This is a genomic window from Streptomyces sp. PTY087I2 (assembly GCF_001687325.1).
Classification (GTDB): domain Bacteria; phylum Actinomycetota; class Actinomycetes; order Streptomycetales; family Streptomycetaceae; genus Streptomyces.
The window spans coordinates 1-13744 of record NZ_LZRD01000013.1 but is presented as its reverse complement, the minus strand read 5'-3'; the positions used below and the strand labels follow the sequence as shown (position 1 = coordinate 13744).

The window sequence follows — 13744 nt, the reverse complement described above, 5'->3', positions numbered from 1 at the left end:
GTTCAGCCCTTCGCCATCGCGCGTCTGCGGTGCTTGAGGAATTGCACTTCCCGGTCGCCCCAGTAGCCCCAGGGGTACTCGGTGGCCTTGTCCCCGAGCGTGCGGAAGAACGGGGCGGCCTCCCGGTAGTGACCGCCCAGACTCAGCGCACCCGCGAAGTCGTTGTGGTCGCCCACCCAGTGGAAGCCCGGCCGGTAGTCCGGGTGCCGTACGGAACGGTCGGCCGCGGCCAGGATGTCGTCGCGCACCTCCGCCGCGCGCAGGTAGTCGCTGGGCCGGTCGTCACTGTCGTCCAGCCAGCGTTCCAGGTGTGCCTGCACCACCAGCCGGCCCGCGTGGCTTCCCGCCGGGGCCGCCGCCATGCACTCCCGGGCGAAGCCGAACGCGTCCTCCCAGCGCCCTCCCCACTTGGGGCACAGCTGCTGGAGCAGCAGGATCTGGCCCTGGATGTGGTGCGGGTGGTGCTCGGCCAGCCGGTCGTACCGCCGTCGCGCCTCGCTCGCCCCGAGCTCAAGACCCCGGGCGGTCGTCAGCCGGTACGACCAGGCGAGGGCGTACGCGGGTTCGTCGGCGCACACGCCGATCAGCAGCTGCTCGGCCCGCCGCAGCCAGCCGTGGAACTGCTGGAACTGTTCCCGTGACACGTGCTCCGCCGTGTACCCGCTGCGGATGTCCCAGCCGACGTCGATGTAGCGGGCGGCGAGCAGGGTGCGGGCCAGCGGCGACCCGTGGGCGGCGACCTGGTGTTCCAGGAAGCGTTCGGAGGAGCTGAGCTCGGCGACGAGGTTCGCGGCCACGGCCCGTTCGTCCTCGTCGTCCAGGAAGTCGAAGTAGGCCTGCACGGTGTCCCAGTCGTTCCCGCGTACGGCGGTACGGAGGTCCACGAGGGAGGGAATCTGGCGGCAGCGGTCGAACTCCGCGCGGGTCAGGTCGGGGGCGGTCGGAGACACGTCGGTCCTCGGATACGGGCTGCGGACGCGACCGGTGGGGGCCGGGCGCGGGAAGCGCGCGGCGTGTCGACGAACGGGCAGGTGGCGGCAGGGGACAGCAGGGGACAGCAAGGGGATCGCAGGGCGAACGGGTGGGACGGGGCGGGGCTGGAGGGGCGGATGGTGTGATGATCGGAACGGGAGGCTAGCACCCTGGGTGCGGTGACGCCGGGGAGTTTCGGGGTCTGCGGAACATCGGTACCCGCCCCGCTCCGCCTGCCTACGCGAGGGGTCCGAGGTTTCCCTCCAGGACGGTCTGGATGATCCGGGGCCGGTCCCAGAGAGCCAGGATCTCGTTGGCGATGCCCACGACGGGCAAGGGGTCCTGGCCGCCGTACGCCGTGATGGACGCGGCCGACAGGCTCCGGGGGACGGCGCCGGCGTCCAGGAGGACGCGCCAGTCCTGCGGGCCGAGTCGCAGGAACTCCAGGCCGGTGAGCTCGGCGATCTCCAGCGGGTCGGCGAGCGTACCCGCGTACGCGGAGAGGGTGCGCAGGCGGGGCAGCCCGGTGACCGGGGCGAGGCTGAACGGTGCGCCGTCCCACACCCCGATCGAGAGGACCTCCAGGCCGGGGTGGGCGGCTTCCCGCACGCTCTTGATGCTCGCGTGGTTGACGTGGGCCACGCGTGGTGGCTCCTCGCTGCGGTGCCGGTGCCCGCGCCTCTCCCGGTCCAGGATCCAGTCGGTGAGCGAGTCGGCCAGCAGTGTGGCGCCGACGCTCTCCTCGTGGCCGATCAGGATGATCTGACCGGTGTGTCCGCGAGGGCCGGGCGTCAGGTCGACCGCCAGTTGGTCTCCTCCGCCGTTCTCTGCGAAGACGATCCACCCAGGTGATCCGACGAGGCCTTGCACCTCGGCGTCGGGCGGGGTCTCGACTGCCTCCATGGCCGCGAACTCCCAGCGGCAGTGGCGGGTCGAAGCCTCGGCGATGTACAGCTCGTCCACGGAGGAGAGTTCGCAGCGCACCGCCGCGAAGACGTCTTCCGCCGCCTCGTAGTCGTCGCCCCAGTCCTCCCAGCGCGCCCGGGTCACCCGGTAGAGCGCCTTGAGTTCCTCGGGCAGGCGGACGCCCAGGCGCGCCTCGGCGGCGGCGATCTCCTCCTCCGTCGCGCCGATGGCGTCGGGCAGCCGTTCCCGCAGCGTCCGCTCCAGCGACTCCGGGTCCGCCGAGGAGGCGGGCCCCGCTTCGTGCGCCGGGTCGGGGAGGCGGCGCCAGGGCTCGGGAAGAGCGTCTTCGACCAGGATGAGCTCACCGGGATGAGCGGTTCCGATTCCGGGTTCCACCGCCGGGCTGGGGCCGAGCAGACGAAGTACGGCCGTCCCGGCCGGGTCGATCTCCGCCGAGAACGAGACGTCGTCGACACCGGCCTCCGCCAGCGCCGCTTGCACCCGCTCCACCGCGTCGATCTCGTCCTGTATGTCCTCGGTCAGGGCAGCCCGACCGCGCGGTGGCGTCGGGCGCGGGAGGGCCAGACTCCAACCGCCGTGCCCGATGCGACCCGTCACCTGTATGGACTCTGCACCGGCCTTGGCCGCCATGCCCGCCTTGGCGGCCCGCAGGAGCCTCAGCACGGGTTGCCAGGTCGCGAAATCATCTATCGATCGCCGAGGGGGTCTCTGAGTAGCCACGCCCAGACCGTACGCGGGGCGGCACGAGCGCGGGAGCGCGGGGCCGGGCCGCTGTGGGACCAGCCCCGCTCGTCACGCGTCCCTGCGGCTCAGGCCTCCGACGCGTACGTGACGAACTCCGCCCAGGCGGCCGGGGTGAAGCCGAGGTGGGGGCCGCCGGTGGGGAGTTGCTTGGAGTCGCGTACGTGGATGGTGGTGGGGGCGGTGGCCACCTCGACGCAGTCGGGGCCGTCGTTGGTGCTGTAGCTGCTCTTGAACCAGATCAGCTCGGTACTCATGCCTCTCCCGGGTGGATTCAGTTCTGCGACGCGTACGTGACGAACTCCGCCCAGGCGGCCGGGGTGAAGCCGAGGTGGGGGCCGCCGGTGGGGAGTTGCTTGGAGTCGCGTACGTGGATGGTGGTGGGGGCGGTGGCGACCTCGACGCAGGACGGACCGTCGTTGGTGCTGTAGCTGCTCTTGAACCACGTCAGCTCGGGGGTGCTCATGTCTCTCCCAGCAGTTTCTCGATGAATTCTCGCGACAGCCGGGGCGTGAGGGCCTGTGACCGGAGCAGGTTGTAGCGCATATCCAGGATCTGCACCTGCCTCGGATCGCTGATCAACCCGCTGATGAGCTGAACCTCGTTGAGCCCGACGGTCTTTCCGTCCATGAGCTTAAGGACGCGGTGCGAGCCGCCCAGACCCGCGTGCTCCTCCGCCTCCATCGGCATGACCTGGATCTCGACATGCCGCAACTGGCTCAGCTCAAGCAGGTGTTCGAGCTGGCGTCGCAGGACCATTCTGCCTCCGGTCCGCCGCCGGAGCGTCGCCTCTTCCTGGACAAAGGTCAGCAGGGGAGCGGGGCGGCGGTCGAAGACCACCTGCCGGGCCATCCGAGCGGCCACCAGGCGCTCGATGTCGTCCTCTGCGTAGGCGGGTCGCCGCTCGCGGTACAGAGCTTGCGCGTACTCCTCGGTCTGGAGCAGCCCGTCGATCACGCCGTTGGCGTACGACCCGATCTCGACCGCCTCCGCCTCCAGCTTCGCCAGGTCGCGGACCTTCCTCGGATACCGCGCCTCCTCCACGTCCTTCTTCATCGCCGAGATCTTGCCGTTCGCCCCGACGGCCGCGTCCGTCTTGTCCAGGAACTCCGGCTTCGGGATGCGCCGCCCGCCCTCGACCTTGTAGACCAGGTTCTCGCTGTACCCGATGATCAGGCCCAGCTCCGCCGCGCGTAACCCGGCTTCCTCGCGCCACAGCTTGATCTGCCGGCCCACGGCCGCGATGACCGCGCTGGAGTCGTCCTCCAGGCCGAACTCGTGGTCCTCTTCGGTTCCGTCGATCATCTGCCGTTCCCGCCTTCGATCCGTGCGCCCGCGCGGCGGGCACCGTACGTACGGGGACAGGCCTGTACACACCAGGGACAGTGACGGTCCGTACCCGTGTCAGTACTTCTCAGCGTAGATACGCGCGGCCACGCTGAGTGACGTGAACCGAAAAATCACCCAACCGCGTGCACGCACCGGACAGTTCGCCGTCCAGCTCTCCGCCACCCGCCGGGGCGCCCGACTCGCCCGCCTGCTCGCCACCGAGCAACTGCGCTCCTGGGGGCTGCCGCTGGAGGACGCGAGCCTCGTCATCGGTGAGCTGGCGACCAACGCGGCGCTCCACGGGTACGTCCCGGGGCGCGACTTCCGGATCACGCTGAGCGTGTACGACGACGTGTTGCGGATCGAGGTCGCCGACACCCGGGGTGACCGCATCCCGGAGAAACGCGATCCGGACGCCGACTCCGACGGCGGGCGCGGGCTGTTGCTCGTCGAGGCGCTGTCGGTGCGGTGGGGTACGGAGCACGGGCCGTTCCCGCGCAAGACGGTCTGGGCCGAGGTGGCGCTCACCGGATCGTGACAGCCGCGACGTGGTGCACCGCGACGTGGTCAACCACGTCGTGGTGGCCCACGACGTAAAAGCTTTTAAGTACTTGTCTTTGATCACTGGAGAAATAACCCAACCCAACCCCCCCTCGTGGACCTCTGCGGGGCCCGGTCAGCTCGGGGGAGGCGCGATCACTCACATGGGTGAAGTGTGCCAACCGGGCTGGATTTATGACCTGTTGGCGGGCATATGCTCACGCTGAACACCACCCCAGACACCCCAGACATTGAGACGGCCCCCGGCCGGGACTGGCATCCCGACCGAAGGCCTCACCACCAAGGAAGAGACCACTTCCCGATGGATACCCAGCAGGTTAGCGCCCCCTCGCGCGCTCCGTCCGCCGGAGTCGTACACATCAACATCCGGCTCACCGACGGCTACACGATCATCTCCAACCGGCTCTCCCAGCACCGAGGTCTCTCCCTGCTGGCGATCGGCCTCGGCACCCACATCCAGTCGCTGCCCGACGGGTCGCGCGTCGGCGTGAAGGCGCTCGCCGCGATCTTCCCGGAGAGCGAGACCCGTATTGCCGCCGCGCTGCGTGAGTTGGAGCGGCACGGGTTCCTGCGCCGCATCCGGGAGAACGTGCGGGGCGGCAAGCTGGTCACGAGCACGGTGTTCTACAACCACCCGGAGGCGGCGGTCCGGGGGCGGGAGCGTGTGGCTGAGCCGGTTCCTGCGCCTGTGGCTGTTCCCGTTCCTGCGCCCGCTCCCGGGCCTGTGCCCGTGCCTGCGCCTGCGGCCGTTCCTGTGCCTGCGGCTGAGCCACCGGCTGTCGCTGAGCCCGTACGCGTACCTGAGCCGGAGCCCGTACCCGTACGCGTACCGGAGCCCGCCCCCGCACCGGCCGACGCCGCCCCCGCTCCCCGTCTCGTGCCGCTGCCCACCGCTCCCCGTAAGCCGCGCGTGCCGCTGCCCGCCCCGCAGCGGCCCACCGAGGCCCTGTACGCGGCTGCGGCCGATCTGCTTGCCGGGCTTCCCCGGACCGCGCCCCTGTTCCGCCTCTCCGAGGAGGACGTACGCGGGCTCGTCCCGGGCGTTGCCGCCTGGCTGGAGCGCGGGACGCGGCCCGATGCCGTACGGGCGGCGCTCACCGATGATCCGCCCGTTCCCCTCCGGCACCCGGCCAAACTGCTGCGCCACCGGCTCATCGCACTCCTGCCGCCACCTCTGCCCGCCCCCGTGCCCGTCGTCCCGCTCCAGAACTGCGACGACTGCGACCGCGCCTTCCGGTCGTCCGTGCCGGGGCGCTGCGGGGAGTGCCGCGATGCCCGTGCGTACGCCGACGAGTCCTGCCTGATCGGCGCGTGAATACGCGCATCCGCGCATCCGCGCATCAGCCGATCCGGGCGCAGAGGTTGTCCGTCCTGACCGCCGGGCCGGCCACGGTCTTGGTGCCGGTGGGGCTGATGTCGAGCGTGTACGCGCCGTCGACGACGTACAGGCCCCGGGCCAGGTTGCCCTCGCCCACACCGACCAGGACCGGGCCGAGCACCCGCCAGAACTGGGCCCCGGAGGCGTGCGCGTCGACCAGAGCGGTGCCGCTCACGTCGGCGTCGTAGTGGGCCCCGGTCTCCTTGTTCGTCACCCGGACCACGAGGTCGCCCCTGTAGGCGGTCCGGGTCACGCCCTCGGCGGGCGGGGGCAGTTCGCGGCTGACCACCTCGTCCACGATCGGCTCGCCGTGGACCGGGAACGCGCACCGCTCGCCGGCCGGGACGTCCCAGGGGGCGGAGGGGGCCGGTTCCCAGCCGGAGCCCTGGGTGGCGGCGGCAGTGGTGGCGGGCGGGGCCGCTGTCGCGGGGGCCGTGGCCAGTCCGAGTGCCAGCACGGTCACGCACGCCGTGCCGAGGGCCGTACCAGCCGTACCGAGAACGCTTTTACGCATGAGAACTCCCCGATCGTCCGTCCGGCAGGCCGGGATCGCGGCCTGCCGGACGATGATCCGCCGGGGCGCTCACCAAAAGCTCACCACGGGGGCATCGGGCTTCGGCGCGGTCAGCCCTGCTCGGCGCGGTGGTGGTCCACGAGGCGCGTGAGCAGGTCGGTCAGGGTCCGCCGGTCCGCCGCGCTCAGCGGGGCGAGGAACGCGTCCTGGGCGGCGGCGAGCAGCTCGTCCAGGTGGGTGAGCTCCCGGCGGCCCGCCGCCGTGATGCTGATGATGTTGCGGCGGCGGTCCTCCGGGTCGGGGGCCCGCTCCAGGAGCCGCCGCTCGGCCAGATCGTTGACCGTCGCCACCATGTCGCTGCGGTCGATGCCCGTACGGCGGCCCAGGGCGGCCTGGCTGGACGGGCCGTACTCCTCCGACGCGGCGAGCAGCGCGTAGTGGTAGCGCCGGACGCCGGCCTCGGCGAGCGCCCGGTCCACGATCCGGTTGGCGGCCAGGGCCGCCTGGTTGGTCAGCCTGCTCGGCAGTGCGCGCAGCCGCCGGGGCGGCGTCCCCTCTTCGATGTCCACGGACGCGAATCTAGCAAGTCGTTGGCCGAACCCACAATCAGGCGTATGGTGGGTCGAGCCAACGTTGGTTCAGCCAATGACATGGAAGGTCGCGATCATGATCAAGCCGTTCCGCATCGACATCCCCCAGGCCGACCTCGACGACCTGAACGACCGGCTCTCCCGCACCCGCTGGCCCAACGAGATCGCCGACGCCGGGTGGGACTACGGCTTCCCGCTCGCCCGGCTGAAGGAGCTGGCCGACCACTGGCGCACCCGGTACGACTGGCGGAAGCACGAGGCCGAGCTCAACGAGCTCGCCCACTTCACCACCGAGATCGACGGCCAGAACGTGCACTTCGTCCATGTCCGCTCGCCGAAGCCGGACGCGCTCGCGCTGATCCTCACCCACGGCTGGCCCGGGTCCTTCCTGGAATTCCTGGACGTGATCGAGCCGCTGGCCCGCGACTTCCACCTCGTCATCCCGTCCATCCCGGGCTACGGCTTCTCCGGGCCGACCCACGAGCGCGGCTGGGACGTCGGCCGGGTCGCGCGGGCCTGGGCCGAGCTGATGCGCCGCCTCGGGTACGAGCGATACGGCGCGCAGGGCGGCGACTTCGGCTCGGGCATCTCGACGGCGCTCGGCGCGGTCGCCCCGGAACGGGTGGTCGGCGTGCACGTCAACTATCTGCCGACCCGGCCCGATCCGGACGCCGAGGCCGACCTCTCCGAGGAGGACCGGGCCCGGCTGGACACGATCAGGCGGCTGATGGCGAACCGGCCGCCGTACCAGGCCCTCCAGGCCACCACTCCGCAGACCCTCGGCTACGCCCTGACCGACTCGCCCGTCGGCCAACTGGCCTGGATCGCCGAGCGCTTCGACCGGTGGACGGACCCCCGTACGCCGGTCGGCGACGAGCGCCTGCTCACCGACGTATCGCTGTACTGGCTGACCGCCACCGCGGCCTCCTCGGCGCGGCTGCACCGGGAGTCGACACGGCGGAGCGAGCCGTGCCCGGTGCCGCTCGGGGTGGCGGTGTTCGCCCACGACATCACGCGGTCGGTGCGGCCGCTGGCGGAGCGGCTGTACGACATCAGGCACTGGTCGGAGTTCGACCGGGGTGGTCACTTCGCGGCGATGGAGGTGCCGGAGCTGCTGGCCGGGGACGTGCGGGAGTTCTTCCTCGACCGACTGGCCCGGGGGTGGTCCTGAGGGCGCGGGTGGCCGGATGCTTTCCTGATGGAATTCCAGTTGCTCGGACCGTTCGCCGCCCTCCACCGGGGCCGCCCGGTGCTCGCCGGTCTCCGTCGTCAGGAACGGTGTCTGCTGGCGGTCCTCGCCCTGGAGGCGGGCCGGGCCGTGCCGACCGGGCGGCTCATCGACCTGCTCTGGAACGGGGAGGCTCCGGCCGGGGCGCGGGCCGCCGTGCACACGTACATCGGCAGGCTGCGGGCCGCCCTCGGGCCCGACGGCGTACACGTGGAGACGCGCAACGACGGGTATCTCCTCCGCCCCGACGGGCACCTGATCGACACCCGGGCCTTCGAGGACGGCGTACGGGAGGCCGCGGCGGCCGTGGACGACGAGGAGCGGGTGCGTCACTACGACCGGGCGCTGGCGTTGTGGCGGGGCGAACTGCTGGCGGACGTCGCGGACGATGCGCTGCGCGACCGGATCGGCCAACGGCTCGCCGCGCTGCGGCTGTCGGCGGCGGAGGAGCGCGCCCGGCTCCTGCTCGCGCTGGGGCGGCACGAGCGGGTGGCCGCCGAGCTGCCGCCGCTCGCCGAGGAGCACCCCGAGCGCGAACGCCTCGTCTCCGACAGCATGCTCGCCCTGCACCGCAGCGGCCGGTCCGCCGACGCGCTGAACCTCTACCGGTCCGTGTCCGGCACCCTGCGCTCCGCCTTCGACGCCGAGCCGGGGCGGGACCTGCGGACCCTGTACGACCGGGTACGCCGGGACGACCCGGCGCTGCGGCGGCCCGAGGCACCCACGTACGCCGTCCGCGTGCGCGGGGAATGGCTCCCCTGGAACACCGGCGGGGACCCCGCCCTGGAGTTCTGCAACACCTACGCCGGATGGGGCGGCGAGCGGCGGCCCGGCTCGGAGTGGCTGCGCGGCTACCGCACACTCGCGGTCTGGGCCGGACACCTGGACCTCCTCGACGACCGCACGGTCACGTGGCTGCTGCGGAGGGCGGAGGAGCGGCCGGGGGAGGCGAGCGCGGTGCTGGAGGGGGCGCGGGAGTTCCGGGGGGCGTTGTACGGGTGCTTGGTGGAGGGGGCGGGGGAGTGGAGTGGCGGGGAGCCGGGCGGTCTTGAGGGCCGTGACCGGGGCGGCCGGGGCGGAGAGCTGGGCGGTCGTGAGGGCTGCGGCGGGGGCGGCCGGGGCGGGGCCTTCGGTCGTGACGGGGCCTTCGGTCTGGTCGCCGACGTGGTCCAGGAGGCCATGCGCCACGCCGTCTTCGTCCGGGGCGAGGACGGGCTCGGGCGCTGGAGCCCGCACCCGGACTCCGGGCTGCGGCTGCCCCTGCACGCCGTCGCCCAGCGCGCCGCGGACCTGCTCGCCGACCCCCGCCGCCTCACCGTCCGCGCCTGCCCGGGGAAGGACTGCGGGTGGCTGTTCCTCGACGTGGGCGGCCGGCGCCGCTGGTGCAGCTTGGGGGTGTGCGGGCAGCGGTGGGACGGGCGGGAGGCTGGGTGACCCTCCCGCCCCTTCCCCCCCTCCCAGGGGTGAAGGGGGGTCCCTCCCAGGGGTGAAGGGGGGTGAATCATGGCCGGAAACCCCATCTTGACCCGCTCATGACATGAATCCATCCTGTGCCCGTCGCACAGCTCCACCCCCCCACCCCGACGGACCCAGGAGATGCCAGCATGCGACTCGTCACCCCACGGACCTCCCGGCCGAGAACCTGGCCGACGAGGACCCGACGTAACGCCGCCCTAGCCGTTCTGCTCGCCCTCGGTCTCGCGGCCCCCGCGAGCGCCGTGGCCACCGCCGAGCCCTCCGCCCCGAACGCGGCCGTCGCCGCCGACGAGCGGGTGCTCCAGTACGAGATCGCCGGGCGCACCACCCCTGCCGCCCGGACCGACATCGCCCGCGCGGGCGTCTCGATCGACGAGGTGCACGACCACGGTGTCGTGATCACCGCGGACGCCGCCCAGGCCCGGAAGCTCCGGGCGCGCGGGCACGTCCTGGAGGCCCTGCCCGCGCCCGACGCCCATGCGCACGCGGCGGACGGCGTCGGCGTACAGGACTTCCCGCCCGCCGACTCCCGCTACCACAACTACGCCGAGATGACGGCGGCGATCGACGCCCACATCGCCGCGAACCCCTCGATCATGAGCAAGCAGGTCATCGGCAAGACGTACCAGGGCCGGGACATCATCGCGGTGAAGGTCAGCGACAACGTCGGCACCGACGAGGCCGAACCCGAGGTGCTGTTCACCGCCCACCAGCACGCCCGTGAACACCTGACCGTCGAGATGGCGCTCTACCTGCTCCGCGAGTTCGCCGACGGCTACGGCACCGACTCCCGGATCACGCAGGCGGTCGACGGCCGCGAGCTGTGGATCGTGCCGGACATGAACCCGGACGGCGGGGAGTACGACATCGCCACCGGCTCGTACCGCAGCTGGCGCAAGAACCGGCAGCCCAACTCCGGCTCCAGCGCGGTCGGCACCGACCTCAACCGCAACTGGGACTACAAGTGGGGCTGCTGCGGCGGCTCCTCCTCCAGCCCCTCGTCCGAGACCTACCGGGGGGCGGCCGCCGAGTCCGCGCCCGAGACGAAGGTCGTGGCGGACTTCGTGCGCAGCCGGGTGGTCGGCGGGAAGCAGCAGATCACGGCGGCCATCGACTTCCACACGTACAGCGAGCTGGTGCTGTGGCCCTTCGGCTACACGTACAGCGACACCGCCCCCGGCATGACCGCCGACGACCGCAACGCGTTCGCGGCCGTCGGCCGGAAGATGGCGGCGAGCAACGGCTACACCGCCGAGCAGTCCAGCGACCTGTACATCACCGACGGGTCGATCGACGACTGGCTGTGGGGCTCGCAGAGGATCTTCGGCTACACCTTCGAGATGTACCCGCGCTCGGCCTCCGGCGGCGGCTTCTACCCGCCCGACGAGGTCATCGAACGCGAGACCTCCCGCAACCGGGACGCGGTCCTGCAACTGATCGAGAACGCGGACTGCATGTACCGGTCGATCGGCAAGGAGGCGCAGTACTGCTCCTAGCCCCAGACCCGTAAGGCGCTGAGGAGCGGAACAGCGGGCCGCGCCCGGGCGGTGTGACATGCCGCCGGGCGCGGCCCGCCCTGCCGTGGAGCCGCCTCCGGCCTTATGGTGCCGCTATGTGCGGAATCGTGGGTTATGTCGGTATGCAGTCGGCGCAGGACGTCGTCGTCGCGGGACTCAAGCGCCTCGAATACCGGGGCTACGACTCGGCGGGTGTCGCCGTTCTCGCGGACGGCGGGCTCGCCGCCGCGAAGAAAGCGGGCAAGCTCGTCAATCTGGAGAAGGAGCTGGGCGACCGGCCGCTGCCGGCCGGGCGGACCGGGATCGGGCACACCCGGTGGGCGACGCACGGGGCGCCCACCGACGTCAACGCCCACCCGCATCTCGACAACGCGGGCCGCGTCGCCGTCGTACACAACGGGATCATCGAGAACTTCGCGGCCCTGCGGCGCGAGCTGACCGGGCGCGGGCACGCCCTGGAGTCGGAGACGGACACCGAGGTCGTCGGGCATCTGCTGGCCGAGGCGTTCTCGGCGGGCGGGGACCTCGCGGACGCGATGCGGCAGGTGTGCCGGCGGCTGGAGGGGGCCTTCACCCTCGTCGCCGTCCACGCCGACCAGCCGGACGTCGTCGTCGGCGCGCGGCGCAACTCGCCGCTCGTCGTGGGCGTCGGGCAGGACGAGTGGTTCCTCGCCTCCGACGTCGCCGCCTTCATCGCCCACACCCGCTCCGCGATCGAGCTGGGCCAGGACCAGGTCGTCGAGCTGAGCCCCGAGGGCGTCACCGTCACCGGGTTCGACGGGGAGCCGGCGGACGTGCGGGAGTACCACGTCGACTGGGACGCCTCCGCCGCCGAGAAGGGCGGCTACGCCTCCTTCATGCTCAAGGAGATCGCCGACCAGCCCCAGGCCGTCGCCGACACCCTCCTCGGCCGGGTCGACGGCGAGGGCGCGCTCCACCTCGACGAGGTCCGCATCCCGGACGCCGAACTCCGCGAGGTCGACAAGGTCGTCATCGTCGCCTGCGGCACCGCGTTCCACGCCGGGATGATCGCCAAGTACGCCATCGAGCACTGGACCCGGCTGCCCTGCGAGACCGAGCTGGCCAGCGAGTTCCGCTACCGCGACCCGATCCTCGACCAGCGCACCCTCGTCGTCGCCATCTCCCAGTCCGGCGAGACCATGGACACCCTGATGGCCCTGCGGCACGCCCGCGAACAGGGCGCGAAGGTGCTCGCCATCTGCAACACCAACGGCTCGACGATCCCGCGCGAATCCGACGCCGTGCTCTACACGCACGCCGGGCCCGAGGTCGCCGTCGCCTCCACCAAGGCCTTCCTCACCCAGCTCGTCGCCTGCTACCTCGTCGCGCTCTACCTCGGCCAGGTGCGCGGCACCAAGTGGGGCGACGAGATCCGCGCGGTCGTGCGCCAGCTCTCCGCGATCTCCGCCGAGGTGGAAAGCGTCCTCACCACCATGGAGCCCGTCCGCGAACTCGCCCGCTCCCTCGCCCACCACGACACCGTCCTCTTCGTCGGGCGGCACGTCGGCTACCCCGTCGCCCTCGAAGGCGCGCTCAAGCTCAAGGAACTCGCCTACATGCACGCCGAGGGGTTCGCGGCGGGCGAGCTCAAGCACGGGCCCATCGCGCTCATCGAGGAAGGCCTCCCCGTCGTCGTCATCGTCCCCTCACCGCGCGGGCGTTCCGTCCTCCACGACAAGATCGTCTCCAACATCCAGGAGATCCGGGCCCGGGGCGCGCTCACCATCGTCGTCGCCGAGGAGGGCGACGAGGCCGTCGTCCCGTACGCCGACCACCTCATCACCGTCCCCGCAACGCCTACGCTTCTTCAGCCGCTGGTCGCCACCGTGCCGCTCCAGGTCTTCGCCTGCGAGCTCGCGACGGCCCGCGGCAACGAAGTGGACCAGCCACGCAACCTGGCGAAGTCCGTGACCGTGGAGTGAGCGAGTGAGCGAACGAGGGTGGGGGCCGTGATCATTGGGGTCGGCATCGACGTGGCCGAGATCGAGCGGTTCGGCGCGGCGCTGGAGCGTACGCCCCAGCTGGCCGACCGGCTCTTCGTCGGCAGCGAGCTGACGCTGCCGAGCGGCGAGCGGCGCGGGATCGCCTCGCTCGCCGCCCGGTTCGCCGCGAAGGAGGCCCTGGCCAAGGCGCTCGGCGCACCGGGCGGGCTGCTCTGGAGCGACGCGGAGGTCTGGGTCGAGGAGAGCGGGCAGCCCCGGCTGCGGGTCAGCGGCACGGTCGCGGCCCGCGCCGCCGAACTGGGCGTACGGGGCTGGCACGTCTCGCTGAGCCATGACGCGGGGGTGGCGTCGGCGGTGGTGATCGCGGAGGGGTGAAGCCTCCCTCCCGGATCGACCCGCCACGGCGCGCGGGGCGCCACCGCCTGCGGGGGTGACCGTCCGCCTCGCCACGCTGGCGTCCCGCCCCCTCCGATCGGGGAGGGGTGAGCGGGACCGGCGCCCCTCGCCGTGTGTCGCCGCGCCGGCCTCCGCCGCGCCGGCCTCCGCC

The 13744-nt window shown here is 72.0% G+C and carries 14 protein-coding genes; 7 read left to right on the top strand and 7 right to left on the bottom strand.

From position 1 onward, the window contains the following. Positions 1 to 2: 2 nt before the first annotated feature. The 5 genes from A3Q37_RS16045 to A3Q37_RS16025 all read right to left on the bottom strand — a co-directional run bounded on the left by A3Q37_RS16045 (position 3) and on the right by A3Q37_RS16025 (position 3945). A complete protein-coding gene (locus tag A3Q37_RS16045) occupies positions 3 to 950 on the bottom strand; it encodes a hypothetical protein (protein ID WP_079137817.1) in 948 nt (315 codons plus the stop codon). 259 nt (positions 951 to 1209) lie between these two features. After that, positions 1210 to 2388, bottom strand: a complete 1179-nt coding sequence (locus A3Q37_RS16040) for an SMI1/KNR4 family protein (RefSeq protein WP_255311834.1) — start codon at positions 2386 to 2388, stop codon at positions 1210 to 1212. A 320-nt stretch (positions 2389 to 2708) separates the two neighbouring features. Continuing rightward, a complete protein-coding gene (locus A3Q37_RS16035; protein WP_065484928.1) occupies positions 2709 to 2897 on the bottom strand; it encodes a DUF397 domain-containing protein in 189 nt (62 codons plus the stop codon). 17 nt (positions 2898 to 2914) lie between these two features. Next, the gene (locus A3Q37_RS16030; protein WP_065484925.1) at positions 2915 to 3106 is read right to left on the bottom strand and encodes a DUF397 domain-containing protein; all 192 of its coding nucleotides are present in this window, start codon (positions 3104 to 3106) and stop codon (positions 2915 to 2917) included. After that, positions 3103 to 3945, bottom strand: coding sequence for a helix-turn-helix transcriptional regulator (locus A3Q37_RS16025; RefSeq protein ID WP_065484920.1), 843 nt, complete (start codon positions 3943 to 3945; stop codon positions 3103 to 3105). The genes A3Q37_RS16030 and A3Q37_RS16025 overlap by 4 nt, the downstream gene beginning before the upstream one ends. 142 nt (positions 3946 to 4087) lie before the next feature. Between A3Q37_RS16025 and A3Q37_RS16020 the strand changes: the two genes are divergently transcribed. Both A3Q37_RS16020 and A3Q37_RS16015 read left to right on the top strand, forming a co-directional pair. Continuing rightward, positions 4088 to 4507, top strand: coding sequence for an ATP-binding protein (locus A3Q37_RS16020; RefSeq protein ID WP_065484917.1), 420 nt, complete (start codon positions 4088 to 4090; stop codon positions 4505 to 4507). A gap of 324 nt (positions 4508 to 4831) precedes the next feature. Beyond that, positions 4832 to 5845: a hypothetical protein gene (locus tag A3Q37_RS16015; protein ID WP_065484915.1), complete on the top strand. Its 1014-nt coding sequence runs from the start codon at positions 4832 to 4834 to the stop codon at positions 5843 to 5845. 25 nt (positions 5846 to 5870) lie between these two features. Here the strand turns inward: A3Q37_RS16015 and A3Q37_RS16010 are convergent, their stop codons facing one another. Beyond that, positions 5871 to 6422, bottom strand: a complete 552-nt coding sequence (locus A3Q37_RS16010; RefSeq protein WP_065484913.1) for a hypothetical protein — start codon at positions 6420 to 6422, stop codon at positions 5871 to 5873. Between the two features lie 110 nt (positions 6423 to 6532). After that, a complete protein-coding gene (locus A3Q37_RS16005) occupies positions 6533 to 6991 on the bottom strand; it encodes a MarR family winged helix-turn-helix transcriptional regulator (protein WP_065484911.1) in 459 nt (152 codons plus the stop codon). Between the two features lie 97 nt (positions 6992 to 7088). Here A3Q37_RS16005 and A3Q37_RS16000 point away from each other — a divergent pair, with 97 nt between their 5' ends. The 5 genes from A3Q37_RS16000 (at position 7089) to A3Q37_RS15980 (ending at position 13572) form a co-directional block, all read left to right on the top strand. Then, positions 7089 to 8183, top strand: a complete 1095-nt coding sequence (locus tag A3Q37_RS16000) for an epoxide hydrolase family protein (protein ID WP_065484909.1) — start codon at positions 7089 to 7091, stop codon at positions 8181 to 8183. 27 nt (positions 8184 to 8210) lie between these two features. Further along, positions 8211 to 9674, top strand: coding sequence for a BTAD domain-containing putative transcriptional regulator (locus A3Q37_RS15995; protein WP_065484907.1), 1464 nt, complete (start codon positions 8211 to 8213; stop codon positions 9672 to 9674). Between the two features lie 170 nt (positions 9675 to 9844). Further along, positions 9845 to 11212, top strand: a complete 1368-nt coding sequence (locus A3Q37_RS15990) for a M14 family metallopeptidase (RefSeq protein ID WP_065484905.1) — start codon at positions 9845 to 9847, stop codon at positions 11210 to 11212. 116 nt (positions 11213 to 11328) lie between these two features. Further along, positions 11329 to 13176: a glutamine--fructose-6-phosphate transaminase (isomerizing) gene (glmS, locus tag A3Q37_RS15985; RefSeq protein WP_065484900.1), complete on the top strand. Its 1848-nt coding sequence runs from the start codon at positions 11329 to 11331 to the stop codon at positions 13174 to 13176. Between the two features lie 27 nt (positions 13177 to 13203). Continuing rightward, on the top strand, positions 13204 to 13572 hold the full coding sequence (locus A3Q37_RS15980) for a holo-ACP synthase (protein ID WP_012379449.1): 369 nt from the start codon (positions 13204 to 13206) through the stop codon (positions 13570 to 13572). Positions 13573 to 13744: the final 172 nt, after the last annotated feature.

Coding starts and splice junctions, on each gene's coding strand:
- glmS (WP_065484900.1), top strand. CDS start 11,329: ATGTGCGGAATCGTGGGTTATGTCGGTATGCAGTCGGCGCAGGACGTC.
- A3Q37_RS16035 (WP_065484928.1), bottom strand. CDS start 2,897: ATGAGTACCGAGCTGATCTGGTTCAAGAGCAGCTACAGCACCAACGAC.
- A3Q37_RS16000 (WP_065484909.1), top strand. CDS start 7,089: ATGATCAAGCCGTTCCGCATCGACATCCCCCAGGCCGACCTCGACGAC.
- A3Q37_RS15995 (WP_065484907.1), top strand. CDS start 8,211: ATGGAATTCCAGTTGCTCGGACCGTTCGCCGCCCTCCACCGGGGCCGC.
- A3Q37_RS16015 (WP_065484915.1), top strand. CDS start 4,832: ATGGATACCCAGCAGGTTAGCGCCCCCTCGCGCGCTCCGTCCGCCGGA.
- A3Q37_RS16030 (WP_065484925.1), bottom strand. CDS start 3,106: ATGAGCACCCCCGAGCTGACGTGGTTCAAGAGCAGCTACAGCACCAAC.
- A3Q37_RS15990 (WP_065484905.1), top strand. CDS start 9,845: ATGCGACTCGTCACCCCACGGACCTCCCGGCCGAGAACCTGGCCGACG.
- A3Q37_RS16025 (WP_065484920.1), bottom strand. CDS start 3,945: ATGATCGACGGAACCGAAGAGGACCACGAGTTCGGCCTGGAGGACGAC.
- A3Q37_RS16010 (WP_065484913.1), bottom strand. CDS start 6,422: ATGCGTAAAAGCGTTCTCGGTACGGCTGGTACGGCCCTCGGCACGGCG.